This window comes from Rothia sp. HMSC064F07 (assembly GCF_001837265.1).
GTDB classification, from domain to species: Bacteria; Actinomycetota; Actinomycetes; order Actinomycetales; family Micrococcaceae; genus Rothia; species Rothia mucilaginosa.
The window spans coordinates 1212274-1238699 of the sequence record NZ_KV831926.1 but is presented as its reverse complement, the minus strand read 5'-3'; the positions used below and the strand labels follow the sequence as shown (position 1 = coordinate 1238699).

Annotated in this window: 24 protein-coding genes; 14 read left to right on the top strand and 10 right to left on the bottom strand. The window is 59.2% G+C overall.

All coding sequences use genetic code 11. The features are described 5' to 3' along the window. Positions 1-32: 32 nt before the first annotated feature. Entirely contained in the window at positions 33-998 is a 966-nt protein-coding gene (locus HMPREF2712_RS07405) for an ABC transporter permease (protein WP_070819636.1), read from the bottom strand. Continuing rightward, positions 995-2128 carry an ABC transporter ATP-binding protein gene (locus HMPREF2712_RS07400; RefSeq protein ID WP_070819635.1) on the bottom strand — a complete coding sequence of 378 codons (1134 nt, stop codon included), beginning with the start codon at positions 2126-2128 and terminating at the stop codon, positions 995-997. The genes HMPREF2712_RS07405 and HMPREF2712_RS07400 overlap by 4 nt, the downstream gene beginning before the upstream one ends. A 176-nt stretch (positions 2129-2304) precedes the next feature. On the opposite strand from HMPREF2712_RS07400, the gene HMPREF2712_RS07395 reads away from it, so the two are divergent. The 6 genes from HMPREF2712_RS07395 to HMPREF2712_RS07370 all read left to right on the top strand — a co-directional run bounded on the left by HMPREF2712_RS07395 (position 2305) and on the right by HMPREF2712_RS07370 (position 8091). Beyond that, the gene (locus tag HMPREF2712_RS07395; RefSeq protein WP_049327159.1) at positions 2305-3153 is read left to right on the top strand and encodes a helix-turn-helix transcriptional regulator; all 849 of its coding nucleotides are present in this window, start codon (positions 2305-2307) and stop codon (positions 3151-3153) included. A gap of 221 nt (positions 3154-3374) precedes the next feature. After that, positions 3375-4832: a Fe-S cluster assembly protein SufB gene (gene sufB, locus HMPREF2712_RS07390; protein ID WP_060824821.1), complete on the top strand. Its 1458-nt coding sequence runs from the start codon at positions 3375-3377 to the stop codon at positions 4830-4832. Continuing rightward, positions 4832-6106 carry a Fe-S cluster assembly protein SufD gene (sufD, locus tag HMPREF2712_RS07385; protein WP_070643260.1) on the top strand — a complete coding sequence of 425 codons (1275 nt, stop codon included), beginning with the start codon at positions 4832-4834 and terminating at the stop codon, positions 6104-6106. Before sufB ends, sufD begins: the two co-directional genes overlap by 1 nt. A 19-nt stretch (positions 6107-6125) precedes the next feature. Next, positions 6126-6884 (top strand): Fe-S cluster assembly ATPase SufC, encoded by a 759-nt coding sequence (gene sufC / locus HMPREF2712_RS07380; protein WP_005509109.1) that lies wholly within the window; start codon positions 6126-6128, stop codon positions 6882-6884. A gap of 39 nt (positions 6885-6923) precedes the next feature. After that, entirely contained in the window at positions 6924-7253 is a 330-nt protein-coding gene (locus HMPREF2712_RS07375; RefSeq protein ID WP_005506103.1) for a metal-sulfur cluster assembly factor, read from the top strand. A gap of 235 nt (positions 7254-7488) precedes the next feature. Continuing rightward, positions 7489-8091, top strand: coding sequence for an Ltp family lipoprotein (locus tag HMPREF2712_RS07370; RefSeq protein ID WP_070643262.1), 603 nt, complete (start codon positions 7489-7491; stop codon positions 8089-8091). A gap of 81 nt (positions 8092-8172) precedes the next feature. Here the strand turns inward: HMPREF2712_RS07370 and HMPREF2712_RS07365 are convergent, their stop codons facing one another. Continuing rightward, entirely contained in the window at positions 8173-8673 is a 501-nt protein-coding gene (locus tag HMPREF2712_RS07365; protein ID WP_070819634.1) for an HD domain-containing protein, read from the bottom strand. A gap of 549 nt (positions 8674-9222) precedes the next feature. Here HMPREF2712_RS07365 and HMPREF2712_RS07360 point away from each other — a divergent pair. After that, a complete protein-coding gene (locus HMPREF2712_RS07360) occupies positions 9223-10077 on the top strand; it encodes a DUF4253 domain-containing protein (RefSeq protein ID WP_070819633.1) in 855 nt (284 codons plus the stop codon). Positions 10078-10194: 117 nt separating this feature from the next. Here the strand turns inward: HMPREF2712_RS07360 and HMPREF2712_RS07355 are convergent, their stop codons facing one another. The 3 genes from HMPREF2712_RS07355 to HMPREF2712_RS07345 are packed head-to-tail and all read right to left on the bottom strand — an operon-like array spanning position 10195 to position 12435. Beyond that, positions 10195-10869 carry an energy-coupling factor transporter transmembrane component T family protein gene (locus HMPREF2712_RS07355; protein ID WP_070819632.1) on the bottom strand — a complete coding sequence of 225 codons (675 nt, stop codon included), beginning with the start codon at positions 10867-10869 and terminating at the stop codon, positions 10195-10197. Then, positions 10859-11761, bottom strand: coding sequence for an energy-coupling factor ABC transporter ATP-binding protein (locus tag HMPREF2712_RS07350; RefSeq protein ID WP_070819631.1), 903 nt, complete (start codon positions 11759-11761; stop codon positions 10859-10861). Before HMPREF2712_RS07350 ends, HMPREF2712_RS07355 begins: the two co-directional genes overlap by 11 nt. Positions 11762-11793: 32 nt before the next feature. Continuing rightward, entirely contained in the window at positions 11794-12435 is a 642-nt protein-coding gene (locus HMPREF2712_RS07345) for a biotin transporter BioY (protein WP_070819630.1), read from the bottom strand. Positions 12436-12728: 293 nt separating this feature from the next. Between HMPREF2712_RS07345 and HMPREF2712_RS07340 the strand changes: the two genes are divergently transcribed. Then, positions 12729-14327 (top strand): ABC-F family ATP-binding cassette domain-containing protein, encoded by a 1599-nt coding sequence (locus HMPREF2712_RS07340; RefSeq protein ID WP_070643273.1) that lies wholly within the window; start codon positions 12729-12731, stop codon positions 14325-14327. A 770-nt stretch (positions 14328-15097) separates the two neighbouring features. Here HMPREF2712_RS07340 and HMPREF2712_RS07335 read toward each other — a convergent pair. After that, the gene (locus tag HMPREF2712_RS07335) at positions 15098-15826 is read right to left on the bottom strand and encodes a metal-dependent hydrolase (RefSeq protein ID WP_070819629.1); all 729 of its coding nucleotides are present in this window, start codon (positions 15824-15826) and stop codon (positions 15098-15100) included. A gap of 128 nt (positions 15827-15954) precedes the next feature. After that, positions 15955-16182 (bottom strand): hypothetical protein, encoded by a 228-nt coding sequence (locus HMPREF2712_RS07330; RefSeq protein ID WP_049341258.1) that lies wholly within the window; start codon positions 16180-16182, stop codon positions 15955-15957. Positions 16183-16467: 285 nt separating this feature from the next. On the opposite strand from HMPREF2712_RS07330, the gene HMPREF2712_RS07325 reads away from it, so the two are divergent. From HMPREF2712_RS07325 to HMPREF2712_RS07300, 6 genes are all read left to right on the top strand, one after another. After that, positions 16468-17184, top strand: a complete 717-nt coding sequence (locus tag HMPREF2712_RS07325) for a beta-ketoacyl-ACP reductase (RefSeq protein WP_005509097.1) — start codon at positions 16468-16470, stop codon at positions 17182-17184. 73 nt (positions 17185-17257) lie between these two features. Then, positions 17258-18001, top strand: a complete 744-nt coding sequence (locus HMPREF2712_RS07320) for an SDR family oxidoreductase (protein WP_049356976.1) — start codon at positions 17258-17260, stop codon at positions 17999-18001. A gap of 227 nt (positions 18002-18228) precedes the next feature. Then, positions 18229-19017 carry an ABC transporter ATP-binding protein gene (locus HMPREF2712_RS07315; RefSeq protein ID WP_049327170.1) on the top strand — a complete coding sequence of 263 codons (789 nt, stop codon included), beginning with the start codon at positions 18229-18231 and terminating at the stop codon, positions 19015-19017. Beyond that, a complete protein-coding gene (locus tag HMPREF2712_RS07310; protein WP_070629680.1) occupies positions 19014-19892 on the top strand; it encodes a TrmH family RNA methyltransferase in 879 nt (292 codons plus the stop codon). Before HMPREF2712_RS07315 ends, HMPREF2712_RS07310 begins: the two co-directional genes overlap by 4 nt. A 252-nt stretch (positions 19893-20144) precedes the next feature. Next, positions 20145-20399, top strand: coding sequence for a type B 50S ribosomal protein L31 (locus HMPREF2712_RS07305; protein ID WP_005506069.1), 255 nt, complete (start codon positions 20145-20147; stop codon positions 20397-20399). Positions 20400-20725: 326 nt separating this feature from the next. Beyond that, positions 20726-21901 (top strand): LCP family protein, encoded by a 1176-nt coding sequence (locus tag HMPREF2712_RS07300; protein WP_070819628.1) that lies wholly within the window; start codon positions 20726-20728, stop codon positions 21899-21901. 210 nt (positions 21902-22111) lie between these two features. On the opposite strand, the gene HMPREF2712_RS07295 is transcribed toward HMPREF2712_RS07300, so the two are convergent. Both HMPREF2712_RS07295 and pepN read right to left on the bottom strand, forming a co-directional pair. Next, entirely contained in the window at positions 22112-23365 is a 1254-nt protein-coding gene (locus HMPREF2712_RS07295) for an HIRAN domain-containing protein (RefSeq protein WP_070634072.1), read from the bottom strand. 388 nt (positions 23366-23753) lie between these two features. Then, entirely contained in the window at positions 23754-26426 is a 2673-nt protein-coding gene (gene pepN, locus HMPREF2712_RS07290) for an aminopeptidase N (RefSeq protein WP_060824805.1), read from the bottom strand.

Here is a 26426-nt window from a genome sequence, read left to right as displayed (position 1 = left end):
ATGCGCGAAAAGCGCTACCTGCCAGGTTGCTACTAGTCAGACCACTTGAACTTGCGCGAGGCAATAAACCCAATGACCACGGTCCACACGATGATTACCCAGTGCGGGTCGGCAAGCCACTGATGCTGAATGAAGTTGCCGCGCAACGCGTCACCCAGAGCCGCCGAGGGCGACCACGCCACGATTCCGGCGTACCAGTCGGGGAAGGATTTGAGCGGGAACACCACGCCGCCGGCACCGGCAAGAATGACCCAGGCAATATTCACGATGGCGAGGGTCGCCTCCGCGCGCACCGTGCCGGCAATGAGCAGACCCAGCGCCGTAAACGCGCCGGCACCCATGAGCATCGTGATGATGGAGCGGGAGACGGCGATAGCGTCCGGGCGCCAGCCCAGACCGTACCCGAGCGCCGCCACCAGCGTGAACTGAATTGCCACGACCACCAGCACCGCAATGCACTTGCCCATGATCAGGCCGTTACGGCCCAGGGGAGTGGTCGCCAGGAATCGCAGCACGCCGTAGCGGCGGTCAAAACCGGTGGCAATGCCCTGACCGGACAGCGCCGTGGAAATCACGCAGAGCGCCAGAACGCCGGGGACCGCCGCATCCATGCGGGATACACCGACTGAGTTCGCATACTCATCGATCAGGCCGGTGAACCGCAGGGCGATAAGCGCCATGACGGGAAAAATAATGTTGAGCATCAGCTGCTCGCCGTTGCGGAGCATCGCCATCGTCTCGTAGCGGCCCTGCTCAATGACGCGCACGAGCGGGTAGTTCGCGCGCGGGGGAATGTACTCCTCATCTTCGTCAATAGAAGAGACCCTGGGGCGAGTGTCTACGGGGCGGGAGTCTACGGCGGGGCGGGTGTCTACGGCGCGTTCTTCCATTCGGTTCCCTTCCGCTCGGTTCTCTTCTGCAGGCTTTTCTTTTACTTGGTTTTCTGCTGCCCGGTTGTTGGCCGCCCGGTTGTTGTTAGTGCGTGCGGTGTTGCTCATCGGATATCACGCCCTGAAATGTCGAGGAAGACATCCTCAAGAGTCTTCGGTTCCATGGTGAGAGAAATCGGCATGAGGTAACGTTCGGCGAGCGCCGAGGTGAACGCCACCAGATGCTCGGGACGCAGTGCGCCGACCAGCTCATACTCGCCGGGTACGGAGGGCGCACCGTCACGAGCCGGGGTGTAGGGCACCTTCTCGATGAGCTCCACACCTACCCGCAGATGTGCGGGTAGCAGCTGTTCACGGGTGGGGGTGGGTGCATTCAGTGTGTACTGCAGGCGGTTTGTGCCGTCGCTGGCGATGAGCTCGGAGACGGTACCTTCCTGAACCGTGGCGCCGTTTTCAATGATGTAGACGTAGTCGGCGAGCTTCTGCGCGTCGTCAATCAGGTGCGTGGTGAGCACAATCGCAGTGCCGAGTTCACGCTGTTCACGAATGATGTCGAAGACGACGTTGCGGGATTGCGGATCCAGGCCCGCAGAGGGCTCGTCGAGGAAGAGCACGTCCGGGCGGCCGATGAGGGCGGCGGCGAGGGAGACGCGCTGCTTCTGACCACCCGAGAGGCGGCGAATCGTGGTGCCGTTGAAGGCATCAATGCCGAGGCGTTCTGCAAGCTCTTCGACCGGGTATGGGTCGGTGTACATGGTTGAGATGTGCTCGAGTAGCGGAATGGGGTGCATGGCGTTGGGCAGGCCGCCGTCCTGGAGCATAATGCCGACCTTGGCGCGCAGCTCCGGGTCTGCCTGCAGCGGGTTTTCTCCGAGCAGGCGCACGGTACCGCGGGTGGGCTTGAGCAGACCCTGGGCGCAGGCGAGGGTCGTGGTTTTACCGGCACCGTTAGCTCCGAGCAGGACGACCACCTCACCGGGGAAGACGCGCAGGTTGACCTTGTTGACGGCGCGGTAGAGCCCGCTGGCGGTGAGCCGTTCGGGGTACTTGGCGCGGAAGGCGCGTGAGGGTTTGAACTCTTTGATGAGGTCTTTAATGCTGAGCGCTGGTTCTTCGGTGACGATGCGTCGTCGTGCGGTGGGGGAGGCGCTGGGCTCCGTGTGGTGCTCAGCGTGTGCCGTTGGCGCGGCGGATGCACGCCCAGGGTGGTCCTGCTGGCCCGCGGTGGTGGTCTCCATAGACAGTCACTTTCGATTTTTTCGATGAAGGAGCGTGTGTGCCCCCTTCATCTTATGCCCTAACTCACGTTTAAAGCACACCCGTAACGACTCAAATGTTCACCTTAAGGTAGAAAAGTTAGCAAGTAGGAGTACCTAACTAGCCAAAGAAAAACTAATTAGGACATACTTTACTTGTGTATTCCGTGAATAAGACCCCTCAGCGCGCCTCAACGAACGAGGCGCAGACCCGAAACGGCACCCGAACCGCCGCCTCGGGCTCTACTGGTGCTTCCAGTACAAAGTCCTCCGCGGCACGCACATCCAAGCGCAAAGCCGAGGCAGAAGAACGCACCAGGGACCGCGTCCTGCGAGAAGTCCTCAATAACGGCCCCGTATCCGCAGCAACCCTCGGTGAGCTCCTCAGCCTCACCCCCGCAGCGGTACGCCGCCACCTCGACGCCCTCGAATCCAACAACATGATTGAGGTCGCGCCCATCAAAAAGCACGGCGCCGGAGCTGGACGACCCGCCCGCCGCTACGTGATCGCCCCCCAGGGCCACGAACGCCTCGGCAACGACTACCTCATCATCGCCCGCGACGCCCTGCAAATGCTCCGCGACACGGTTGGGCAGGAAGCCCTCGAAGCTTTCGCCTCCGCTCGTGCCGCAGAAATGGAAGCCCGCTACCGACCCGTCGTAGAAGCCGCCGGTGATGACGTGGCAGCCAGAGCGCAGGCGCTCGCAGAGGCAATGAGCAAGGACGGTTTCGTGGCGACCGCTCAGGTTACCGCGCCTCCTGCAGGACGAACCGTTCCCGAGCATTTTCTGGCAAGTATTCAGCTTTGTCAGGGTCACTGCCCGGTACGTGACCTCGCTGGAGACTTCCAAGTGTTCTGCGAGCAGGAAACCGGGATTATTTCTGACCTGCTCGGCGTTGATGTCCGTAGGCTTTCAACCATGGCTTCGGGTGCTCACGTGTGTACCACGCACGTGCCCCTGAACCGCGTCACCGCCGAGGGTGAGAAGAACGCAGAAGAATCCTAGAGAAACCTATTCCTAGAGAAACCTTCCGCGTAACGCTTACCGCAGTACCCCGCGACGCACCCCGATGAACCCCTTAGGGGTGCGACCCGCACGCTGAAACCCGCCCGCCCCACGCTGCGTTAAACGCCGTGGTCGAGCGCGGCTTCAGCCCCCTAAAACTACCGCGCCTGCAACCGGCAGGTGGCGGCGAGAAATGTAATAACCATCGAAGAAAGGCCGTAATGACTGAGAAAGTTGGGCAGAACGCCAACGACACCGTCATTTCAGAGATCCTGGAGATGAACCCCGAACTCGAGGGCATTGGCAACTACGAGTACGGTTGGGCAGACTCCGACGAAGCAGGCCAGGTAGCAAAGCGCGGCCTGGACGAGGATGTCGTGCGCGACATCTCTGCGAAGAAGAACGAACCCCAGTGGATGCTGGATATGCGTCTGAAGGCGCTGAAGTTCTTCGAGCGTAAGCCCATGCCCACCTGGGGTGCGGATCTTTCCGAAATCGACTTCGACAACATCAAGTACTTCGTGCGCTCGACCGAGGGTCAGGCGGCTTCTTGGGAGGAACTGCCCGAGGACATCCGCACCACCTACGAGCGTCTGGGCATTCCCGAGGCGGAGCGTAACTCCCTCGTCGCGGGTGTGGCTGCACAGTACGAGTCTGAGGTCGTGTACCACCAGATCCGTGAGGACCTGGAGAAGCAGGGCGTGATCTTCGTCGACACCGATACCGGTCTGCGCGAATACCCCGAACTGTTCAAGGAATACTTCGGCTCCATCATCCCGATTGGTGACAACAAGTTCTCCGCGCTGAACACCGCCGTATGGTCCGGTGGCTCCTTCGTGTACGTTCCCCCGGGAGTTCACGTTGAGATCCCGCTGCAGGCGTACTTCCGCATTAACACCGAGAACATGGGCCAGTTCGAGCGCACCCTGATCATCGCTGACGAGGGCTCCTACGTTCACTACATTGAGGGCTGCACCGCCCCCATCTACAAGTCCGACTCTCTGCACTCCGCAGTGGTTGAGATTGTGCTGAAGAAGAACGCACGCGTTCGCTACACCACCATCCAGAACTGGTCGAACAACGTCTACAACCTGGTGACCAAGCGTGCGGTTGCGCACGAGGGCGCCACCATGGAATGGGTGGACGGCAACATCGGTTCGAAGGTCACCCAGAAGTACCCGGCTGTTTACATGGTCGGTGAGCACGCTAAGGGTGAGACCCTGTCCATCGCATTCGCGGGTGAGGGTCAGCACCAGGACACCGGTTCGAAGATGGTTCACATTGCGCCGAACACCTCCTCGACCATTGTGTCCAAGTCCGTGGCACGTAACGGCGGCCGTAGCGCATACCGTGGCCTGGTTCAGGTTCGTGAGGGCGCTAAGCACTCCAAGTCCTCCGTGGTCTGTGACGCACTGCTGGTGGACACCATCTCCCGCTCCGACACCTACCCCTACGTGGATGTCCGCGAGGACGATGTGACCATGGGTCACGAGGCGACCGTTTCCCGCGTCTCCGAGGACCAGCTGTTCTACCTGATGCAGCGCGGCCTGAGCGAAGAAGAAGCAATGGCGATGATCGTCCGCGGCTTCGTTGAGCCTATCGCCCGCGAGCTGCCGATGGAGTACGCACTCGAACTGAACCGCCTGATCGAACTTCAGATGGAAGGATCTGTGGGCTAATGCCGACCAACGAAGAAACCCTGGGTTACCACTCCCCGATCATCCCCGGCATGGACCAGGAGGGCGAGAAGCTCGCCACCGAGTTCGCCCACGATGACACCCTGCTGCGCGCCACCGAGGCACACCACCAGGGCTCCAACCCGAACAACGTCCAGAAGGTACTCGAAGCATCCCGTGCAGAGCGTAAGACCTCCTACAACGTGGAGGACTTCGCGCCCCTGACCGGTCGTGAAGAGGACTGGCGCTTCACCCCGCTGAAGCGTCTGGGCGGCCTGCACCTGGAGAAGCTGACCGGCACCGCACCGGCACCGCAGATTACTGCACCCGAGCAGGTTCAGGTTGAGACCGTCTCCCGCGAGGACGCACGCATCGGCTCCGCGGGTATCCCCGAGGACCGTGTGGCAGCGAACGCGTGGTCCAGCTTCACCGAAGCAACCGTGGTGACCATCCCCGCCGAAGCTGAACTGGCTGAGCACGTGGAAATCGACATCACCGGCACCGGCAACGAGGCTGCCGCACAGCACATCGTGATTGAGGCTAAGCCCTTCTCGAAGGCTGTCGTGGTTCTGCGCCACACCGGCTCCACCATCCTGGCACAGAACGTTGAGTTCGTGGTGAACGACGAGGCTGAGCTGAACGTTGTTTCCGTGCAGCAGTGGGCTGACGACGCAATCCACGCTTCCGCACACTACGCTAAGCTGGGCCGCAACGCACGCTTCAAGCACGTTGTGGTGTCCCTCGGCGGCGACCTGGTGCGCGTGACCCCCTCCACCAAGTTCACCGCTCCCGGCGCTGAGACTGAAATGTACGGCCTGTACTTCGTAGACGCAGGTCAGCACATTGAGTCCCGCCTGTTCGTGGACCACTCCGTACCCAACTGCAAGTCCCGCGTGACCTACAAGGGCGCGCTGCAGGGTAAGGGTGCGCACTCCGTATGGGTTGGTGACGTTCTGATTGGTAAGGATGCAGAAGGCACTGACACCTACGAGCTGAACCGTAACCTGCTGCTGGAAGTTGGCCCCCGCGCCGACTCCGTGCCGAACCTGGAGATTGAGACCGGCCTGATTGAGGGCGCCGGCCACGCATCCACCACCGGCCAGCTCGATGAGCAGCACCTGTGGTACCTGCAGGCTCGCGGTATTCCGGAGGCTGAGGCACGCCGTCTGGTCGTGCGCGGCTTCCTGAATGAGATCATTCAGCAGATTCGTGTTCCCGAACTTGAAGAGCAGCTCACCGAGGCCCTTGAGGCAGAGCTCGCCCTCAGCAACAACTAAGCTTTACCAGGAGAAATCAATGTCTACCCTTGAAATCAAGGACCTTCACGTCTCGGTTATCCTCGACGACGAAACCACCAAGCCCATCCTGAAGGGCGTTAACCTGACCATCAACTCGGGCGAGATTCACGCCATCATGGGCCCGAACGGTTCCGGTAAGTCCACTCTGGCTTCCACCATTGCTGGCCACCCCAAGTACCAGGTTGACTCCGGCCAGATCCTGCTCGACGGTGAGGACATCACCGAGATGAGCGTGGACGAGCGTGCACGCGCAGGCCTGTTCCTGGCTATGCAGTACCCGGTTGAGATCCCCGGTGTGACCATGTCCAACTTCCTGCGCTCCGCAAAGACCGCTGTGGACGGCAAGGCTCCCTCCCTGCGTACCTGGACCAAGGACGTTAAGGAAGCCATGAAGAACCTGGAGATTGACCCCGACTTCATCGCACGTAACGTGAACGAGGGCTTCTCCGGCGGTGAGAAGAAGCGCCACGAGATCCTTCAGCTGGAGCTGCTCAAGCCCAAGTTCGGCATCCTGGACGAGACCGACTCCGGTCTGGACGTTGACGCACTGAAGATCGTGTCTGAGGGCGTGAACCGTGCGCACGAGGCTAACGACATGGGCGTCATGCTGATTACCCACTACACCCGCATCCTGCGCTACATCAAGCCGCAGTTCGTGCACGTGTTCGTGGACGGCAAGATGGTTGACCAGGGCGGCCCCGAGCTGGCTGACCGCCTGGAAGAAGAGGGCTACGTTTCTTACGTGGGTAAGAAGTAAGCTTCTTCTCCTACCGGATTCTGACAGAAAGATAGGACTATGACTGAGACTGTGCAGGGTCGTGTTCCTCAGGAAGAGATTGAGGAAGCCCTCAAGGAGGTCATTGACCCGGAGCTCGGCGTCAATATTGTTGACCTCGGTCTGCTCTACGGTCTGCGCTGGGATGAGGATGGAACCCTCATTCTGGACCTGACTCTGACCACCGCAGCCTGCCCGCTGCAGGAGGTTATTGAGGAGCAGGTTCAGAGCAACCTGGATAACCTGGTTGATTCTTGGCGTGTGAACTGGGTTTGGATGCCGCCGTGGGGTCCGGAGCGTATTACTGAGGACGGCCGCGATATGATGCGCGCGCTGGGCTTCAACATCTAAGCTCCTGACTTGCAGATAAGGTACCCGACCGGTGCGGAAGGTGTATGCCTTCGGCACCGGGCGGGTACTTTTATGCGATATCAGATATGTGAGCAGTGGATGCTTGTTCTGAGCAACGCCAATTTTTGCCACTTTGACAATGGGGGGGTCAAGTATATTTCCTTGTGAATTATCCACTCACTTCATATTGGTTTTCTTCATGCAACGGTTGCTTGAGGAAAGCCGAAAGGAAATCATGGCACAAAAGATTATTGCCGCTGACGGTTCTGTCTACGTTAAGAAGAAGCCTTTCTACCTCCGTTGGTGGTTTATCACTCTCGTAATTATTTTTCTTCTTGGTGGTTGCGCTTCGATGATGGGCGGCTCTAAGAGCTCCACTAAGGTAAGTGCCCCCTCATCTTCGGCGGCTGTTGATTCGTCTGCGACTAGTGCTTCTTCCGCTGCGGTAGGTACTGATACCTCTTCTGCGGCAGATGCCGGTACCTCTGCGGCTCCTGCCACCACGGCGGCGGAATCCAAGGCAAAGCAGGGCGATAAAGTACCGACCGAGTACAAATCAGCGTTGAACTCGGCGCAGTCGTACTCCCGCCTTATGCATATGTCGAAGCAGGGTATCTATAACCAGCTGACAAGTTCTGCCGAAAAGTTTAGCCCCGAGGCGGCTCAGTACGCCGTGGATAACGTGAAGGCTGACTGGAACGCAAATGCTTTGGAATCGGCAAAGAGCTACCAGAAGACGATGAACATGTCTCCCGAGGCAATCCGTTCCCAGCTGACTTCATCTGCTGAAGGATTTACCGAGGAAGAAGCTGATTACGCAGTCTCTCACCTGGACTAATTCAATAGATGATTCATAGAAGCCGCCCGGCATGGAACACATTCCATACCGGGCGGCTTCTATTTTCGGTTAGCGTTGAACCTAATCGTTCAGGTGCAGTAGCTTCAGCGAGTGCTCATACTTGATCATGAGGCAGGTACGAGTCGGTTCCTCCAGAAGCGCCAAACGCTGCGGGTCAGTATTATCCGCAATATCGGCAAGCTTCACCAGACGAGCCAAATCATTCACACGCACCCGGCTCAGATACGACTCACGCGACTCACCCGGGCGGCGGGTCAAGGCATCAATCGCATCCACAATACGCGCCGAGAAGTGACGCGCCAAGAAAGCGAGAGAAACGCCGGTATCCTCCACCGTGTCATGCAGCAGCGCCACAATCTGCGCTTCAGCCTTCAGCTCCTCCAAAGAGATATCAGGGTGAGTTGCGGCAGCCAACTCACCCGCAAGCTTACGTGCCCCAAGAGCCACACGGCGAGGGTGGGAGATGTAGGGCCAGCCGTTACGATCAGTCTGCCCCTCATGCGCCTTGTCAGCGATGCTGTCTGCCAGGCGAACCATCTCTTTGTAGTAGTTATTCGACATGAGAACCTCCGTTGGTTTAGACTCCTGCGAGTTGACGGCACCCGCGACCGTGCCGGTACGTTGCGCTAAGCCGATACGGAACGGTAGCTGGTACCAACACTCTACGCCAGCTGTGGGGCGGCGGTGGCGGAACTCGCCCAAAACACCCTTAATACGTCAAATATGACGCGTAGAAGAAGAACACAGGGCGTTTTTCCTTCTGAACTTGTGGGTTTGGTGCCCTTTCTGCCGTGTATCTGCGGTTGGTAACAGGCATTCAGGAGGCGCCCGCCACCTCCGCGAAAGTGTCTGCCGCACCCTTTGGCACCGCCCGGTGTAACTCGCTCAAAATCTCATATGGTGGCAAAAAATTTCTAACTTTTTCTGGCGAAAACAGGCGCGCAAACCGCCCAACACAAAGGCAGTTTAAGCGTGTTTAGCACACACCGATACACACTCATCAAACGAAAAAAATGCTCGCCCTCTGCGCCCTGATAAAACATCCAAAAACCCGTATTTTTGTGCGAAAATACGCGATAAACTGGGGGCAACCAAACATCGGAGAACACCATGGCAGAGCTCTACGAGCGCTTCGTCGCTTTGTATCCCTACCCACACGAGCGAATCCGCCACGGCGCCCCACGAGCCGAACTTAACCGGCGATACCTCGAACACCTTTACGAGGGCAAGAACCGGGGAACAACCCCCATCGTGGTTGCCCTCGACCCGACCCTGCTCGGAACCATTGAGAATAACGTCTCCCTACGTACCTCAACCCCAGTACAGGACATCACCGCCGACACCGTCAAGCGGTACGCACACGAGCTCATCACCGACCAGCATCGTTACCTGGATCAAGTCGGTGTAGAAGTCGCCGCGCACGAGGCGTTCCGGCACCTGAACGAGAGCACCTACCTGCAGACCTACCGCCGTCTCATGGAGAACGGTGAACTCGGTGAAGATGATATCGGTATGCCGCTGAAGGCGGAGTACCCCTTCGAGCTGACTGCCGGCATCATCAATGAGAAGGTTAAGGCCACCGACATTGACAGCGCCGCGGAACTGCTGATTATGGACCTGCCGCTGCGGGACGCATCCGGGGTGTTCGCCTACCTGCCCTTTGGCGGGTGGGATTCCAGTCCCAGCCCCGAGGCGATGCTGTCCATTGCCCGCTACTGGTTTGAACGCGATGACGCCTACCCGGCTGTTATCGCCTCAGACTTTATCGAGTTCTACACGCCTGTGCCGGTCACAACCCGCCGCGACGCCGAAATCCTGGCGGTCGAGCACACGATGGTTTCCTCGGCGATGCCGGTGCGTGTCTACCGCGGCTTCGACAAGCTCGTGGAGGCGCTCTACGGTCAGCACGACTGGTACCTGTGGTGGGAGCAGCTCCCGGCGGCGCTCCTCATTGAAACGCCCTAAACCAGCCTAGCTAGGCGAGTTAAAGCGAAGGGGCGGGATGAACCTACACGGTTCACCCCGCCCCTCTCGCGTATCTGCGCCTTTTCGTGTAAATGAGCAGATTCGCTTCGCTCGGTGCTATTTTAGCTCGTCCACGTGTCGTGCCCGCAAAGCACGAGCGGTCGCCGTCGCGTAATCAACCGCCTGCACCACCCACGGAATCAGCAGCCGCCAATACATGCGCTTGGGCAGGTTACGCGCCACCGCCGCCCTGCGCAACGCACCCCAACGGTCCATGAGCGCCGGAATCGACCGGACCATCAACGCAATCAGCAGACCCAGACGCTCGGGGGAAAGACCCACGAAACGTAACGGCGAACACAGCCTCACAAAGCCATCAATCAGAACCGGCAGGGGAGTGCTCACCAGCAGAGCGCGGGACGCATAAAAAGCCGTCAGCATAGTCGCGATAGCATCCGCGCCGGAGGCGTACTGGTCCGTAAACACGTAATAGCCGACCATAATCAGTAGCAGCAGAGACAGCGTACGAACCACCAGCCACAGCTGGGAGGCGGGCACACCAGCCCACAATGCGCAGAACGTGGACGCCACCAAAGCCACCAGCGCCACCTGCCAGCCGGTCACCGCCAACAGCAGAAACAGCCCAAAGAAGAGTGTGCCCTTGAACCATAGCGGCGCCCGATGCACCGGCGTGTTCAACGGCTGGTAGAAACCCACCAGCAGAGTACCGGGGTTGAAATCCGAGCCCTGGGAGGCGGGGCGAGGATTCACGCGCGGCGTGTTAGCGCCCATGCGCGCCTCCTGCAGTGTCCGTGCTGTCGCCTGCATCTTCGATATCGGCGCCTTCATTCGGGAACCCCTCGGCACACCACGTGCGGTACTGCTGCACCAGCTGCCCCGCATCCCCCTGGGCGAGCAGACGGCCGTCATGAATAATCACGGCTTCATCGCAGGACGCCGCCAAATCCAGGTCGTGCGTGCTGAGCACCAGCATCTGATCCAGCGACTCCAAATGCTTGAGTAGCCGCGCGCGATTGCGCAAATCCAGCAGGGTGGTCGGCTCATCGAGCAGAAGAATCTGCGGGCGCGCCGCCAGCACGCTGGTGAGAGCGACCAGCTGCTTTTCGCCTCCTGAGAGGGTGAAAACGCTCTGGTTTTCAAGGTGTTCGAGGCCGCGCTCGCGGAGCAGTTCACGAATCCGTTCGAGGCGCTGCTCACCGCTGAGGGCACTGCCTTCAACGGCGGCGGCACGGCGCAGGCTCAGGTCAATATCTTCGGCAACGGTGGGCATAATCAGCTGCGCCTCCGGCTGGGCGAAGAGCATGCCCACACCCTCAAAAGCGCCCTGGGAATGACCGCGAGCGCCCGTCGAGCCGCGGCTCGGCGCATCCAGGGTGTCGACACCGTTCACGCGCACAATACCTTCATCCGGGTGGGTGAGCCCATTGAAAAGCCCCAGTAGGGTGGACTTGCCGCTACCGTTCAGACCCAGCACCGCGGTGCGCTTCGCCGTGAACCGCAGGCTCACATCCTTGAGGATACGGCGATGCCCGCCTTCGGGCAGCTCGGTGAAAACACTCACCGATTCAAGCTCAAGGGCGGGCATGCTGGTAGAGGCGCTCACCGCCTGCTCGCCTTGCACCTGCTGCGGTGCAGGCTGGCGCGTGGAGCGGCGAAAAAACATAGCTATCCTCTCGTGTGGCACATCGTGTGCCTTTAACGCTGGGTAGAAGCCAGGGACGGGAAGGCGCGGCGTACCGACAAACCAACCAGAACCGCGATCGTGGACTTCACCAGATCCCAGGGAACGAACACCATTGCCGCGCTGAATGCGGCGTCAAAAGTCATGTGGGCGTTCACCATCATACCGGCGATACCGCAGGCGGTCAGAACCACAAAACCGCAGAAGTTCGCGACCAGAGCCATGAGGAAGGTTGCACCAATCGAACGGGTGTTGCGGGTGAACAGGTAGGCGAGGGTACCGGCAATAGCGGCGAAGGGCAGGAAGCCGAGCAGGTAGCCGGCACTCGGGGAGGCGAGCGTACCCAAACCGGCGCCGCCCTTAGCGAAGATGGGCAGGCCAGCGAAACCAACCAGCAGGTACAGCGCCACGGAGGCGGTGGCACGCTTGCCGCCGAGCACCTGTGCGGTGATGTAAATGCCGAGGGTCTGGAATGTGAAGGGAACCGCAACGCCGCCCAAGCTGACGGCGGGCATGATCGCGAGCGCGGCGATGAAGCCCGCGAATACTGCGATGAGGGAGAGGTCGGTGGCGAGGGAGGTCTTTGCCGCTACGTTACGGCGCGGTGCCTGGGTTACCTGGGTTGCCTGGGCTGATTCGCGCACGGAATCGGTCATTGGGGTGGTACTCCTTTGGTACGTATTGCTCTGCAGATTTTTCTACAGAGTTGAGAGGGTAGCGGTGGTTGACTGTTTGTCACAACCCAATTTTTGAACAATGTTCTACAAATAGTGTCCGGTATGTATAGTACACCGCACACCATGAAAACAAAAGGTGCCCCACATGCGCACTCGGCACGCCTGCACTAAAATTGATGAGGTGCTCTGCGCGCTCGCCGCTTCTAACCCGGCAATCCCGCCTACCGAGCACTATCAACCCACACACCAGACCGCCATCCGGAAAGGCACCCATGATTGCTGTACAGAACCTCGAATTGCGTGCAGGCGCGCGCCTGCTCATGGAAGAGGTCACCTTCCGCATCGATAAGGGCGATAAGATTGGTCTGGTCGGTCGCAACGGTGCCGGTAAGACCACTATGACTAAGGTGCTTGCCGGTCTGACCCTGCCCGCTGACGGTACGGTCACCCGCAGCGGCACTATCGGCTACCTTCCGCAGGACCCGAAGGTGGATGACATGAGCCAGCTGGCGCGTGACCGTATCCTCTCGGCGCGTGGCCTGGACGGTGTGGCGCGCAAGATGCGTCAGGCGCAGAACGATATGGCTAGTGAGGACCCGGCGGTGCGCGCTAAGGGTATGCGCCGCTACGACCGTCTTGAGGCTGAGTTTATTGCCGGTGGCGGCTACGCGGCTGAGTCGGAGGCGGCGGTCATCACCTCCAACCTGGACTTGCCGGAGCGTGTGCTCGCCCAGCCGCTGTCTACTCTGTCGGGTGGTCAGCGTCGCCGTGTGGAGCTGGCGCGTATTCTCTTCTCCAATGCAGACACCATGCTGCTGGATGAGCCGACCAACCACCTGGATGCCGACTCGATTCTGTGGCTGCGCGACTTCTTGAAGAACTTCTCGGGCGGCCTGATGGTTATTAGCCACGACGTTGAGCTGATGGAGCTGGTCGTCAACCGCGTCTTCTACCTGGACGCGAACCGCTGCGTGATTGACCAGTACAACATGGGCTGGAAGAACTACCTGACTCAGCGTGAGCAGGATGAGCACCGCCGCAAGCGTGAGCGTGCGAATGCGCAGAAGAAGGCGAATGCTCTGATGGAGCAGGCGAATAAGATGCGCGCGAAGGCGACGAAGGCTGTTGCTGCTCAGCAGATGATTAAGCGTGCTGAGAAGCTTCTGCGCGGCCTGGAGGATGAGCGTCAGAGCGATAAGGTTGCGGCGATTCGCTTCCCGGATCCGGCGCCGTGCGGTAAGACTCCGCTCTCTGCCCAGGGCCTGTCGAAGTCCTATGGCTCTCTGGAGATTTTCACGGACGTTGATTTGGCGATTGACCGCGGTTCGCGCGTGGTGGTGCTGGGTCTGAACGGTGCCGGTAAGACCACTCTGCTGCGCATGCTGGCTGGTTCCACCAAGCCTGATACGGGCGAGGTCGTGTACGGTCACGGCGCGAAGCTGGGCTATTTTGCGCAGGAACACGAAATTCTTGATGGTGACCGCACTGTCTTTGAGAACATGAAGTCTGCTGCCCCGGATCTGGATGACACCCGCGTGCGCACGATTCTGGGTTCGTTCCTGTTCTCCGGTGATGATGTGGATAAGCCTGCCGGTGTGCTTTCCGGTGGTGAGAAGACCCGTCTGTCCTTGGCGACCCTGGTGGCGTCGAGCGCGAATGTGCTGCTGCTCGATGAGCCGACCAACAACCTGGACCCCGCCTCGCGTGAGGAGATTCTGAACGCGTTGAAGGCGTACCAGGGCGCTATTGTGATGGTTTCTCACGATGAGGGTGCCGTGGAGGCGCTGGATCCTGAGCGTGTGCTGCTTCTGCCGGATGCGGTGGAGGATTTGTGGTCGAAGGAATACCAGGACCTGATTTCGCTGGCGTAAAGCATTATCCGCTGACATAAAAGCCGACATAAAAGTACGGGGGAGGCTCCGGTGCCGCGTGGTACCGGAGCCTCTTGTGTGTATTGCGCGTTGTTTTATTGTCTGGGGTGTATTGTCCAGGGCGTATTTTTTATGTTCTGAAAATGTGTTGCGGAGATGTTGTCGGTATTTTTTTCGTGAATAGTGCGGAAAAATGTGACCTGACCCGTGGGGTTGTATTGTTTTCTGATCATATGTGGTGTAATTGCGTTCCCGTGCATGTGGTTTGTGGGTTCTGACACACGAAACTTGCGGCGTATTTGACGGGAAATAATGTTGCCTTGTGGGTTTTTCTGAGGGAAAGAAAAGCTCTCAGGCGATATTTCAGGGGGTCTGTGTGGGCTTTTCGAATTTTTCATGTGTCTCTACATACATTGTGGGAAAAATGGTAGAAACACAACATGCGTGGGGCGTAGACTTATAACTGTTCCCGCCATTGCGAGGACGCAAATGCGAAACATTAGGGCTCACTACCGATGGTGAGCTAACGCGGGGGAGAAGAGATTCCCGCCCGCTCACGAAGGAGAACTGCCAATGCACAACACTGAGTTCGAGAAGTACCCCACCTCTGGTGAAGAGAACGTTGAGGTTGACGTCTTCTGGCCCATCCAGGACGCTTAATCTCTCACCCCGATAGGTCGGGATAAGGATTAGAAAAGCGCCCCGCCGCTTCCGTAGGGAAGTGACGGGGCGCTTTGCTGTCCTCGGTGAGAATTTAGTTATGCGGCACGTTATGCGGCGTGAATACCTAGTCCGAACATTTGCAGAGGGTATTCGGTAAAGCCCATCATGGCTGCCGCGTACCAGGCGATGTACCCGGTCAGTGTTAGAACGAGTGCCTTCTCGCGTACGCTGCCGGCATCGCCCAGAATAGGCAGTGCCATGTAGCCGCTCTTTTTCCATAGGGGGGAAGCCACCAGGGGTTTGATAACAATGGGGTAGAGAGGTAGTAGTCCGCGGGTTGTCAGCAGGTCGCCAATCAGGTGAATGGTGGCACCGACTGAAATGGCCCAGGGGAGTAACGCCAGCGAATCGGTCGTGTAGGCGGCGTACCCGAGGGCGACGGCACCGATCCATCCACCCGGTGCGCCGAGCACGCGCAAGGCTAGGCCGCCCGAGAACGCGGCAAGAAGTAGTGAGGCCCAGGGGATTCCGTTGTAGCTCAGGTTGGCGCTGAAATAGGCAATTGCCCAGAAGGCCACCAGCCCCAAAATAGAGTGCGTTCCCTTGCGGTGTCCACCGCTGACTGCACCGACAATGCGCGCTACCCAGCGTGAAATGGGCGGAATGGAGTTGGCGATACTGCCGTTGTGGTGGTCAATATCCGGCAGCATGCCCGCACCGGCGCACGCCAGGGTGGTCACGATGAGGGTGGGGGTATCGGGAACCTGCACCACTCCCGTCTCGACGAGCACTAGCCAGCCAGCTGCGGCACTGACGGTGTGTGAATAGCCCATCATGGGGAGGTGCCTCCTTGTGTTCACCCGAACTAATTAGAACAAATATAGCATATATCGAAATTACTTTCGATAGGCTGGGTTATTACTCAAGCGGAGCCACCTCAAGCGGCATCACCTCTCAAGTGGCACTACCCCTTAAAGGGCAGAGTCTGCTTCCAGAACTCACGCTCGCGCAGGTAATTCTCCAGCCAGCCCACGTGCTCGGAGCACGCCAACCAGATCTTGCGGCGCTCGGGGGCGTGCACCTTCGGGTTGTTCCAGAGCAACTGAAATTCTGCCGCCTGCTGGCAGCCCTTGCGGGAGCACTTGGCGTACTCGGGCTGTGCATCCTGAGAAAGTGAACCGAGCAGATCCATGTCTTCTTATCCTTACTATTGCGCCTCGACGTGCGGTATTATTCCGTGCCCGCGCGATTCCAAGGAAAAGGGTGCGGGCTGTTCCGCTTCAGATAGTGTACGCGTCCGATGAGGCATGTAAAAGAAGGGGAGCAGGTGTTCAGTGTTCAAGAGTGGAGTGTAGCCTGCGGCACCTTTGCGCTAAAACGCGGTAAAATAGGGTTTGTCTGTCCATCCGTCCACACCCCAACCGCGTAGCCGCTGCATCGGCTCTGATCGTGAGGGGTCGACTCATCAAGGAAGCTCATGAGCGAGAACACTCCCAAGACCGTGCTGGTCACCGGCGGCAACCGAGGCATCGGCTACGAAATTGCCAAGGAATTCCAGGCAGCAGGACACAACGTCTGCATCACCTACCGTAGCGGTGAAGCCCCCGAAGAATTTTTCGCCGTCAAGGCAGATGTACGCGATGCCGACAGCATTAACGAAGCATTCAAGGAAATTGAAGCAGAGTTCGGCCCCGTGGAGGTGCTGGTCGCCAACGCAGGTATCACCCGCGACATGCTGCTGATGCGCATGAAGGAATCCGACTTCACCGACGTGGTCGACACCAACCTCACCGGTTCTTTCCGTGTGGTTCAGCGCGCCATCAAGGGCATGCTGAAGCTCAAGCGCGGCCGCATCATCCTGGTTTCCTCCGTGGTGGGTCTGTACGGTTCCCCCGGCCAGGTCAACTACTCCGCATCTAAGGCTGCACTGGTCGGTATGGCACGCTCCATCACCCGTGAGCTGGGCGGCCGTAACATCACCGCTAACGTGGTGGCACCGGGCTTCATTAACACCGCAATGACCGAGGTTCTGCCCGAGGAAACCAAGAAGAACTACCTGGCGTCCATCCCCGCTGGTCGTTTCGCGGAGGCGGAAGAGGTCGCTCGCGTGATTCGCTGGCTCGCATCCGATGAGGCTAGCTACATTTCTGGCGCTGTCATCCCCGTTGATGGCGGCCTGGGCATGGGTCACTAACCCCACCCCGTACGGACTGCACGAAGCGCCCGAACGTGGGCGCACCCTTTCTAGACTTTAAGGACATAAAACTATGGCACAGCTGACCGGCAAGACCATCATCATTACCGGCTCCTCCCGCGGCGTTGGCGCAGACACCGCACAGATTCTCGCCGCTGAGGGCGCGAACATTGTGGTGAACTACCGCTCCAAGGCACCGCGCGCGAACAAGATCGTCAAGGCTATTGAAGAGGCTGGCGGCAAGGCAATTGCAGTGCAGGCTGACGTGACCAACAATGATGACCTGCAGAACCTCGTCAACACCGCCGTGGAGACCTTCGGTTCCCTGGACTACCTGATTCTGAACGCTTCGGGTGGCATGGAAACCGGCATGGGCGAAGACTACGCAATGCGCCTGAACCGTGACGCACAGCTGAACCTGGCACGCCTGGCTGCAGAAAAGATGCCCGAAGGCGCACGCATCGTGTTCGTGACCAGCCACCAGGCGCACTTCATCCGCGAGGTTGAGACCATGGACGAGTACAAGCCCGTCGCAGAGTCCAAGCGCGCAGGCGAAGACGCACTGATTGCCGAGATTCCCGCACTTTCCGAGAAGGGTATCTCCCTGGTCGTCGTGTCCGCTGACATGATTGAAGGCACCGTCACCGCAACCCTGCTGAACCGCCTGCACCCCGGCGCTATTGAGCAGCGCCGCGAGACCGCCGGCAAGCTCTACACCGTCAACGAGTTCGCGCAGGAAATCGCGAAGATGGTCACCGCAGACGTTGAGACCGGCCACGTTGAGCTGGTCGGTGGCGCACGCGGCTTCATCGACTAATAACTTCAGCTGCTATAGGTGCCGTTGCGGATGCGCCCGCCCCTCTGACAAGGTACATTTGATCAGGCGCGCCGCCCCTGACGCGGCGGCACCTATAGCCCATAAGGCTTCGCGCGAGGAACCCAATGTGGGGTACCCGCGCACTATGCGCCAACCGCTCCGATAACCCGGCACGGGTTGCGGGGTGGGGGCGCATCCCATCCATCTAACTCACTGGAAGAAGAACCATGAGCACCGTACTCAACCTTCAGAATGTCTCCGTGATTCGCGGCGGCCGCAAGATTCTCAACGACGTTTCCTGGACTGTGAACGAAGGTGAACGCTGGGTTGTTCTGGGCCCCAACGGCGCCGGTAAGTCCACTCTGCTGTCGGTTGCGGCAGCCCGCCTGCACCCGACCAGCGGCGAGGTTGAAATCCTTGACGAGACCCTCGGCGCTGTTGACGTGTTCGACCTGCGCCCGCGCATTGGTCTGTCCTCCGGTGCTTCGGCAAACCAGATTCCCGCCAACGAGAAGGTTTCCGACGTTGTCGTGACCGCAGCGTACGCTGTATCCGGCCGCTGGAAGGAAGAATACGACGTCATGGACGACGAGCGCGCCACCGAGCTGCTGGCTGAATGGGGTGTCGACACCCTCGCTGACCGCACCTTCGGCTCCCTCTCCGACGGCGAGCGTAAGCGTGCACTGATTGCCCGCGCCCTCATGACCGACCCCGAACTGCTGCTGCTGGACGAGCCCGGCGCAGGCATGGACATCTCCGGCCGTGAGGACCTGGTCGAGCGTCTGACCGCACTTGCCGCCGACCCCTACGCACCGGCTACCGTGCTCATCACCCACCACCTCGAGGAAATCCCGGCGGGCTTCACCCACGCCCTGCTGGTCCGTGACGGTGGCGTGGTCGCCGCCGGCCCGATCCTGTCCACCATTACCGAGGCGAACCTCGCAGCAACCTACGACATGGACCTGGCTCTGACCGTCACCTCCGCGGGTCGTTACTCCGCGTTCAAGCGCGCATGAGCCGTGCCCCGAAGCAGCTGAGCGCCGAACAGATCGCTGAGCGTGCCGAGCGTGTCTACGCCATCGAGTCGGTCACTGCTCTGGCGCAGGCACCCGAGCAGGCTTTGCGCTACTACACGCAGCTGACCGATGTGAAGCTCCGTAGCGCCATGGAATCGCAGTGGGGTATTTACATTGCGGAGTCTTCCAAAGTGATTCGTCGTGCGCTCGCTGCCGGTCATCAGCCCGTTTCTTTCCTGATGAGTGAGAAGTGGGCTGATGATTTGGCGGATGTTTTGCGCGCCCATCCTGACACTCCCGCGTATGTGGGTAGTGAGGAGCAGCTGGAGCAGGTGACCGGTTTTCATCTGCATCGTGGTGCGTTGGCGGCGATGGCTCGTCCTGCGCCGCAGCTTCTGGAGCAGTTGCTGCAGGGTGCCTCTCGCGTGGCAATCCTGGAAGATATTGTGGACCACACGAATGTGGGAGCTATTTTCCGTTCGGCTGCCGCGCTGAACGTGGATGCTGTACTGGTGACTCCGCGGTGCGCTGATCCGCTGTATCGCCGCTCGATTCGCGTGTCGATGGGTACCGTTTTTCAGGTGCCGTGGGCTCGCCTAGAGTCGTGGCCTGCAGACCTGCAGGCCCTGCACGAGCTGGGCTTTAAGAGCGCAGCGCTCGCACTGGAAGAGGACTCGCTGACCCTGGAGGAGCTGTCTGCCCGCCGGGATGAGAAGCTTGCGCTGATTCTGGGCACGGAGGGGCACGGACTGTCGCCCCGCACCCTGGCTGCGTGTGACGATACGGTGATGATTCCGATGTCGCACGGCGTGGATTCTTTGAATGTTGCGGCGGCGAGTGCCGTGGCGTTCTGGGAGACCCGCCCGCGTTCATAACCTGAGTTCTCACCTGATTCTTAACCCGCGTGAGTGCCTTCTGGGGGTGCCCTTGCGGTGTGCGGGTTGGCGCCTGCGAGGGAACGTACTGGGATTTAATCCGTGAAGGTGGTACCCTTAATGGGTTGTGCGCGCCCTATGCGGGCACAATGGTGATGCGCTCTGAGATTTTCTCGATAGCTGCACATCGAAAAACCTACTCCATCTATATAAGGGCTACTGGCAAAATCCAGTAGCAGAAGAAGGTAATCAATGAAGGCAGAAATCCACCCGGACTACAACCTGGTTCTGTTCCGCGACCTCGCATCCGGCAAGGTCTTCCTGACCCGTTCCACCATGACCTCGGACAAGACCGAGAAGTGGGAAGACGGCAACGAGTACCCGATCGTCGAGGTTGAAATCTCGTCCGAGTCGCACCCGTTCTACACCGGTAAGCAGCGCATCATGGACTCCGCAGGTCGCGTCGAGCGCTTCAACGCACGCTTCGGCAACTTCGGCAAGAAGTAAATCTTCTTTCCCAGTTTTGCTTTTTAGCGAAATCAATGCCCCGTTCTCCTTGGTTTTCAGGGAGGCGGGGCATTGCGCGTTCTATGCGGGTAGCAGAATGGTTCGCGTGAACGTGAGGAAAGTTGTAATGTAAAACCTTTCGCTCACTGGTGCGTAGACCCGCTGACGGCGTTACAATGGGAAAGTATTTTGCGAGCTGTGCATTTTCTGTGCCCTCCAGCACCGCCCCATATCGGCGGGTTATTTTCCGGCTCTCTGTACTCTAGAGACTTCGCTGGATGCGCTACGCGCCTCGCGTATCACCACCTCAAACAAAGGACAACTTAATGAGCGACGCTCACTCTGAACCGTCGCAGAAGAAGAAATGGGTCAAGCGTGTCCTGCTGATCCTGCTGATTCTTCTGCTGGTTATTACCCTCGGTATTGGTTTCTTTATTTGGCGTGCTGGCCACACCTGGGATAGCAAGACCGAGAAGTTCGACTCCATCACTAAGGTGGACGAAGACCTCAGCAAAATTAAGGAGCATCTTGGCGAGGCTAAGAAGCTCAACGTGACGGAGCTGAAGGCTCCGACCGTCGCCAACTCGGATACCGGCAAGAACGGTACCACCGATGCTGCTGCGGCTCTTGCAGCTAACGCCAGCGAACACGATGCAGATGGCGACGGTATCTTGGACAACGGATACAATTACGGCGTTATTAAGGGACCCGGCAAGAACATTCTGTTGCTCGGTAGTGATACCCGTACTGGTGCTGATGCAGCTCTGGTGAGCGGTTCCCGTGCGGACACCATCATGCTGATGCACATCCCGGCTGACGGCAAGGGTGTGTACATCATCTCGATTATGCGTGACACCTGGGTTGATATTCCCGGTTACGGTACGGCTAAGGTGAACGCGGCGCTGAACTACGGCGGTGTTTCCCTACAGGTTGCTACCATCGAAAACCTGGTTGGCGTCAAGATCGACCATGTGGCTGAAATTGAGTTTGAAGGATTCAAGTCTCTCGTGAATGCCATTGGCGGTGTGGATGTTCAGGTTCCCTTCGCATTCACCAGTAACGTTTGGACCTTTACTCCGGGCCTGATGCACCTTAATGGTAGCGGCGCTTTGAGCTTTGTTCGTGAGCGTTACTCGTTCGCTGATGGCGACTACCAGCGTGTGCGTAACCAGCGTGCATTCCTGCGCGGCCTGTACAACACGATGAAGGCTAAGGGTGCGTTGAGCAACGTGGCATCTTTCCAGTCTTCTATCGAGTCTCTGACCGACTATATGCGCGTGGACCAGGGTCTGAATGCAGCGCAGATTGCTCAGATTGCGGCTCCGGTGCTGACTAGCGGTGATACCACGATGCGTATGACCACTCTTCCGAACGCAGGTCCGGGTTGGTCCTATGATGGTCAGTCAATCATTTTTGTAGATCAGGCTGCAAATGCGCAGCTGGCACATGCTTTGCAGAATGATACGATGGATCAGTTCATGGCGACTTACGGCCAGGACTAAGATCCGACTCCTTGAGGGGGTGAAAGCTGATGAGGCTTTCACCCCCTCAAGTTTTAACCTCAGGTTCTAACGAGGCTTTTCTGCATTCTCGCGGGGCTTCGGGGGCAGCGTACAGGGCATACGAAAGGGGCGGCTACCTCACCGTGATAGTGGGGTAGCCGCCCCTTTTGTATCGTTGCGTTGTATCTTTACGCCCTGTAGCAGAGGAATTTATGCCTTCGAGTCTTCTTCAGCCTCGTCGGTCTCTTCATATTCTTCCTCGTACTCGTCGTAGTCCCCGTAGCCTTCGTGGTAGGGCTGACGGCCAAAGTAGAAAGCGACTGCCGCAACAGCGCCACCTAGGATAGCGATGAGGATGCCAAGCATCGGGGTCCACAGCATTGAAATCAGGCCGGCGACCAGAACGGCGAGGCCTGCACCCTTGATCAGGTTCAGCAGACGGTCACGCTCGTTCGGCTCGTAGTATTCTTCTTCCTCAATGCTGTACTCGATGACGGGCTTCTCTGCGGCGAGTTCGCTACGAGCCGGCTCGGGTGCGGAGGAGCCGCCGGTCAGGGAGCTCATGAAACCGCGACGCCTCTTCGGTGCCTGCTGTGCGGAGGACTCCAGGTAGTGACGCTCACCTTCGGTGGGCACGAATGCGGCGGGCACATCGTACTCTTCACCAACGGGTAGCAGAGCCGGAACGTTGTTGGGCAGGGTCTCGTACCATTCCTGCGGAATATCGGCGGGGCGTGCAGCCTGAACGGTCAGGGACAGCTCGAGGGTGTTACCGCGGATAGTGCCCCACGCGCTGGTGAGGCGGTCGTTCTCAAAAGCGTAACGGATGACGGGCGTCAGCTGCTCAGACATCTGGGTGCTCAGGCGGCCCACGAGCTTGCGGTCGTGGCGCACCTCAACACTGTCAACGAAACGGCCGTCGGAGGTCTTGAGCTGGTTCGCTTCCAGGGTCAGAATCACGCGACCTTCACCGCTGGGCGGCAGGATGCTGTGCAGGTATTCGGAGTGTTCCTTCTCATCAAGCACCTTCATCGACGGGCCCTGGGGTAGCAGGGTCGCGCGGGTCGGTGCGTCGTTGAGGGGGAAGAGAGAGCCGGGTGCGGACAGGGAGAGCACACCGGTGCTCTTCACGTGCATGCCGCCGCCTTCAGCACGCACGGCAACGGCGGAAAGCTGCAGGTGCGCAATGGGTTCGTAACCGGAGGCGACCACGCGGGTAATGGAATCCCAGTACGCGGCGGAGTCTGCCGGGCTCATGCGGCCTACCTTGAATTCGTCAATGTAGACGGCAATGCTATTGGGCTCGTAGGGGTTATCCGGTTCGGGAACGAGGCGCGCTTCACCGTACCAGATACGTTCACGGTCGATGTGCAGTTCCTCAAAGATTTGGAGGGTTTCTGCTTCGTAGTAATCATCGGTGACAATGTCAACGCTACCGCGGTCACCGAGTGCGTAATCGACCACTGAAAACTCCTTCTGATGTGTCTAAGCGAGCGGATACCTAGTCTATTCTCTCATGCTTTCAGCGTGGACAGCTCACAAAAACGGGTGACATTTATCTGTCTTTTAGCACCGGGTGCATATAGTTTTGCGCCCTGGCGAAACTGCCCCGGTAATAAGTGCCCTTGTCAGTATGTGAACCACTGTATGAGGGAAATATTTGGACGGCATACCGCCGCTATGAATTCTATAGATGAGCCAGAAAAAGACCACCGCCCGGCACGTCCCGGTACGTTACCGGGAGCGTGCCGAACGGCAGTCTCTCAAAGAGGCTAGAGAACCTAGCGGGGGAGAGTGGAACCTAGTCTAGATACCGGCTCACACCCCGCCACAAGCCCTCAAACCATGCAGCTTAGTCCTGCAGGGAGGCGTTGAACTTCTGAGCCACAATCGAACGGTGGCCGTGATCCTGAGCCTCCAGAACCAGACGACGCAGAGCCGAAGGAGCCTCGGGGTTCGCCTCCAGCCAACGCTGAGCCAATGCAACGGAGGGGTTACCCTCAACGCCCAGACCCTCGGTGGAGCCGGTGTTGTACGGAGCCTTCGGGTACAGGCCACGCACAATGCGGGTCGCCATACCAATCGAACGGGACGCCCAAATGGGCAGCAGAGCCTCAAAGTAGGAGTCGTAGTAGGACTCACGCAGCTCAACCGGGCCGCGAGCAAAACCGTTAATGGTCGAAGCCAGAGCGTCGTTCGACAGCGACTCGTCTTCCATGATGGTCTTGTACGCGGTAGCCTTACGCTCAGCAGAGGGCAGGGCAGCAATCGCGTACGCGTAACCATTCGAAGAGATCGAGGAGGGGCTGTACTTCGCCGCACGGTCCAGATCCTCAACGGTCACCAGGTCGCGGCTTGCGAGCGCACCCAGTGCACTCCAACCCAGGTTCTGGTCGTAAGGAATGCCGGTTGCGTCAGCAATATCGCCGGTGGTGTCTTCGAAAGCACCGCGGGCAATATCGCGGCAGAGCTCTTCACCCTTGGTCGCGTTGGTGGAGACCGAAATCAGGGCGCGCAGCAGAATCAGCTGCTCGTCGGAGCCGGGCTTAGCCTGCGCCAGTGCGGCTGCGAATGCGTCGTAGAGAGCGTCGTAGAGGCGCTCGCGGCCGGTGGGTGCGGAGAAGGTTGCGATAGCGACCTGTGCGTTGTTGACCATGGTGCCCAGCAGGGATGCGCTCGGTTCCTTGGAGACGTTGCGTACGACTGCGTCGACGTAGGTGGTGACGGGCAGGCGTGCATCGCGTACGTTCTCCCAGAGGGATCCCCAGATGAGACCGCGGGAGAGTGCGGATTCGAGGGTGGAGACACCTTCGATAGCTGCCTGCAGGCCGTCTTCGTCGGTCAGGGCAACCTTGGCGTAGGTGTGGTCCTCTGCGTTAAGCATGAGCAGGTCAGCTTCACCAACGAGCTTCTTCTGCTCCTCGGTGAGATCCACGCGGTGCTCGGAGACGGGCTCTGCCGGGTACTCGAGGGAGAGCAGGCCGGTGGAGGTGAGCTTGCCGTCGGTCAGCGCGAAGGTTTCCAGCTTTGCCACGTGGGGGCGGCCCAGACCTGCGGGCTGCTGTGCGGGCAGTTCCTGGGTGAGGATCAGGTCGGTGAGCTGGCCGTCTTCACCGTAGACGCGCTTGGTGCCCAGTGCGGACACGCCGGAGGTCTGCAGCCATGCGTTAGCCCATGCCTGCATGTCGCGGCCGGACACCTCGTTGAGTACCTGCAGGAAGTCGTTCAGAGAGGTGTTGCCCCACTCGAAGCGCTTGAAGTACACGCGTGCTGCCTCGATGAAGGTGTCGAAGCCGACGTAGGCGACCAGCTGCTTGAGCACGGATGCGCCCTTTGCGTAGGTGATGCCGTCGAAGTTCTGCGATGCTGCTTCCAGGTGGGGGATGTCAGCGACGATGGGGTGGGTGGTGGGCAGCTGGTCCTGCATGTATGCCCATGCCTTGCGGTTGTTCGCGAAGGTGACCCATGCGTCGTTGAAGTTGTTGGCTTCCTTAGCGCCGAGGGTGCCCATGAAGTCTGCGAAGGATTCCTTGAGCCACAGGTCGTCCCACCACTTCATGGTGACGAGGTCGCCGAACCACATGTGTGCCATTTCGTGGCAGATGGTGTTGGTGCGGCCTTCGAGGTCGTCCTCGGTTGCGCCGGAGACAAAGATGTAGTCTTCGGTGAAGGTGACCAGGCCGGGGTTCTCCATTGCGCCGATGTTGTATTCGGGTACGAATGCCTGCTCGTACTTGGGGTACGGGTAGGGGTAGTCGAAGAGGTCCTGGAAGAAGTCCAGGCCGTTTTCGGTGACCTTGAAGATGTGGTCGTAGTCGAAGTGCGGCTTGAGGGACTGGCGGCAGTATACGACCAGGGGGATGTCACCGCTGTTGACCTTGCTCTTGGGCTTGTAGGTGGTGGTTGCAGTGAAGTATTCGCCGGCAACGATTGCGGTGATGTAGGTGGAGATCTTTGCGGTGGGGGAGAAGACTCGCTTGGTGATGGAGTCGTCGGTGGGGTCTACGACCTGGGATTCGAGTACGCCGTTGGAGCTGACGACCCAGTCCTTGGGTGCGGTGATGCGGAAGTTGAAGACTGCCTTCAGGTCGGGCTGCTCGAAGTTCGGGAAGACTCGGCGGCAGTCGGAGGGCTCGTACTGGGTGTACAGGTAGACGCGACCGTCGGAGGGGTCGAAGTAGCGGTGCATACCTTCGCCGGAGCGGGAGTAGTAGGAGCGACCGTGGATGGTGAGCACGTTTTCTGCCTGCAGGTTGGGCAGGGTGATGCGTGCGCCGTTGACGACATCAGCCAGGGTCAGTTCGGTGCCGTTGAGCTTAACGGAGTCGACGCTGTGGTGGATGTAGTCGATGAAGGTTTCTGCACCGGGGGTGTTGCAGGAGAATCGGACGGTGGTGACGGTGGGGTAGGACTCGAATTCGGGGTCCTTGGCGTTAGTCAGGTCGACATGCACGTCGTAGGTGTCGACACTGATGAGAGCCGAACGTTCTGCGGCTTCTTCGCGGGAGAGGTTCTCATTATTCAT

Coding starts and splice junctions, on each gene's coding strand:
- sufD (WP_070643260.1), top strand. CDS start 4,832: ATGCCGACCAACGAAGAAACCCTGGGTTACCACTCCCCGATCATCCCC.
- HMPREF2712_RS07370 (WP_070643262.1), top strand. CDS start 7,489: ATGGCACAAAAGATTATTGCCGCTGACGGTTCTGTCTACGTTAAGAAG.
- sufC (WP_005509109.1), top strand. CDS start 6,126: ATGTCTACCCTTGAAATCAAGGACCTTCACGTCTCGGTTATCCTCGAC.
- HMPREF2712_RS07345 (WP_070819630.1), bottom strand. CDS start 12,435: ATGACCGATTCCGTGCGCGAATCAGCCCAGGCAACCCAGGTAACCCAG.
- HMPREF2712_RS07350 (WP_070819631.1), bottom strand. CDS start 11,761: ATGTTTTTTCGCCGCTCCACGCGCCAGCCTGCACCGCAGCAGGTGCAA.
- HMPREF2712_RS07325 (WP_005509097.1), top strand. CDS start 16,468: ATGAGCGAGAACACTCCCAAGACCGTGCTGGTCACCGGCGGCAACCGA.
- HMPREF2712_RS07400 (WP_070819635.1), bottom strand. CDS start 2,128: ATGGAGACCACCACCGCGGGCCAGCAGGACCACCCTGGGCGTGCATCC.
- HMPREF2712_RS07360 (WP_070819633.1), top strand. CDS start 9,223: ATGGCAGAGCTCTACGAGCGCTTCGTCGCTTTGTATCCCTACCCACAC.
- sufB (WP_060824821.1), top strand. CDS start 3,375: ATGACTGAGAAAGTTGGGCAGAACGCCAACGACACCGTCATTTCAGAG.
- HMPREF2712_RS07355 (WP_070819632.1), bottom strand. CDS start 10,869: ATGGGCGCTAACACGCCGCGCGTGAATCCTCGCCCCGCCTCCCAGGGC.
- HMPREF2712_RS07340 (WP_070643273.1), top strand. CDS start 12,729: ATGATTGCTGTACAGAACCTCGAATTGCGTGCAGGCGCGCGCCTGCTC.
- pepN (WP_060824805.1), bottom strand. CDS start 26,426: ATGAATAATGAGAACCTCTCCCGCGAAGAAGCCGCAGAACGTTCGGCT.
- HMPREF2712_RS07315 (WP_049327170.1), top strand. CDS start 18,229: ATGAGCACCGTACTCAACCTTCAGAATGTCTCCGTGATTCGCGGCGGC.
- HMPREF2712_RS07320 (WP_049356976.1), top strand. CDS start 17,258: ATGGCACAGCTGACCGGCAAGACCATCATCATTACCGGCTCCTCCCGC.
- HMPREF2712_RS07310 (WP_070629680.1), top strand. CDS start 19,014: ATGAGCCGTGCCCCGAAGCAGCTGAGCGCCGAACAGATCGCTGAGCGT.
- HMPREF2712_RS07300 (WP_070819628.1), top strand. CDS start 20,726: ATGAGCGACGCTCACTCTGAACCGTCGCAGAAGAAGAAATGGGTCAAG.
- HMPREF2712_RS07405 (WP_070819636.1), bottom strand. CDS start 998: ATGAGCAACACCGCACGCACTAACAACAACCGGGCGGCCAACAACCGG.
- HMPREF2712_RS07365 (WP_070819634.1), bottom strand. CDS start 8,673: ATGTCGAATAACTACTACAAAGAGATGGTTCGCCTGGCAGACAGCATC.
- HMPREF2712_RS07305 (WP_005506069.1), top strand. CDS start 20,145: ATGAAGGCAGAAATCCACCCGGACTACAACCTGGTTCTGTTCCGCGAC.
- HMPREF2712_RS07335 (WP_070819629.1), bottom strand. CDS start 15,826: ATGATGGGCTATTCACACACCGTCAGTGCCGCAGCTGGCTGGCTAGTG.
- HMPREF2712_RS07330 (WP_049341258.1), bottom strand. CDS start 16,182: ATGGATCTGCTCGGTTCACTTTCTCAGGATGCACAGCCCGAGTACGCC.
- HMPREF2712_RS07375 (WP_005506103.1), top strand. CDS start 6,924: ATGACTGAGACTGTGCAGGGTCGTGTTCCTCAGGAAGAGATTGAGGAA.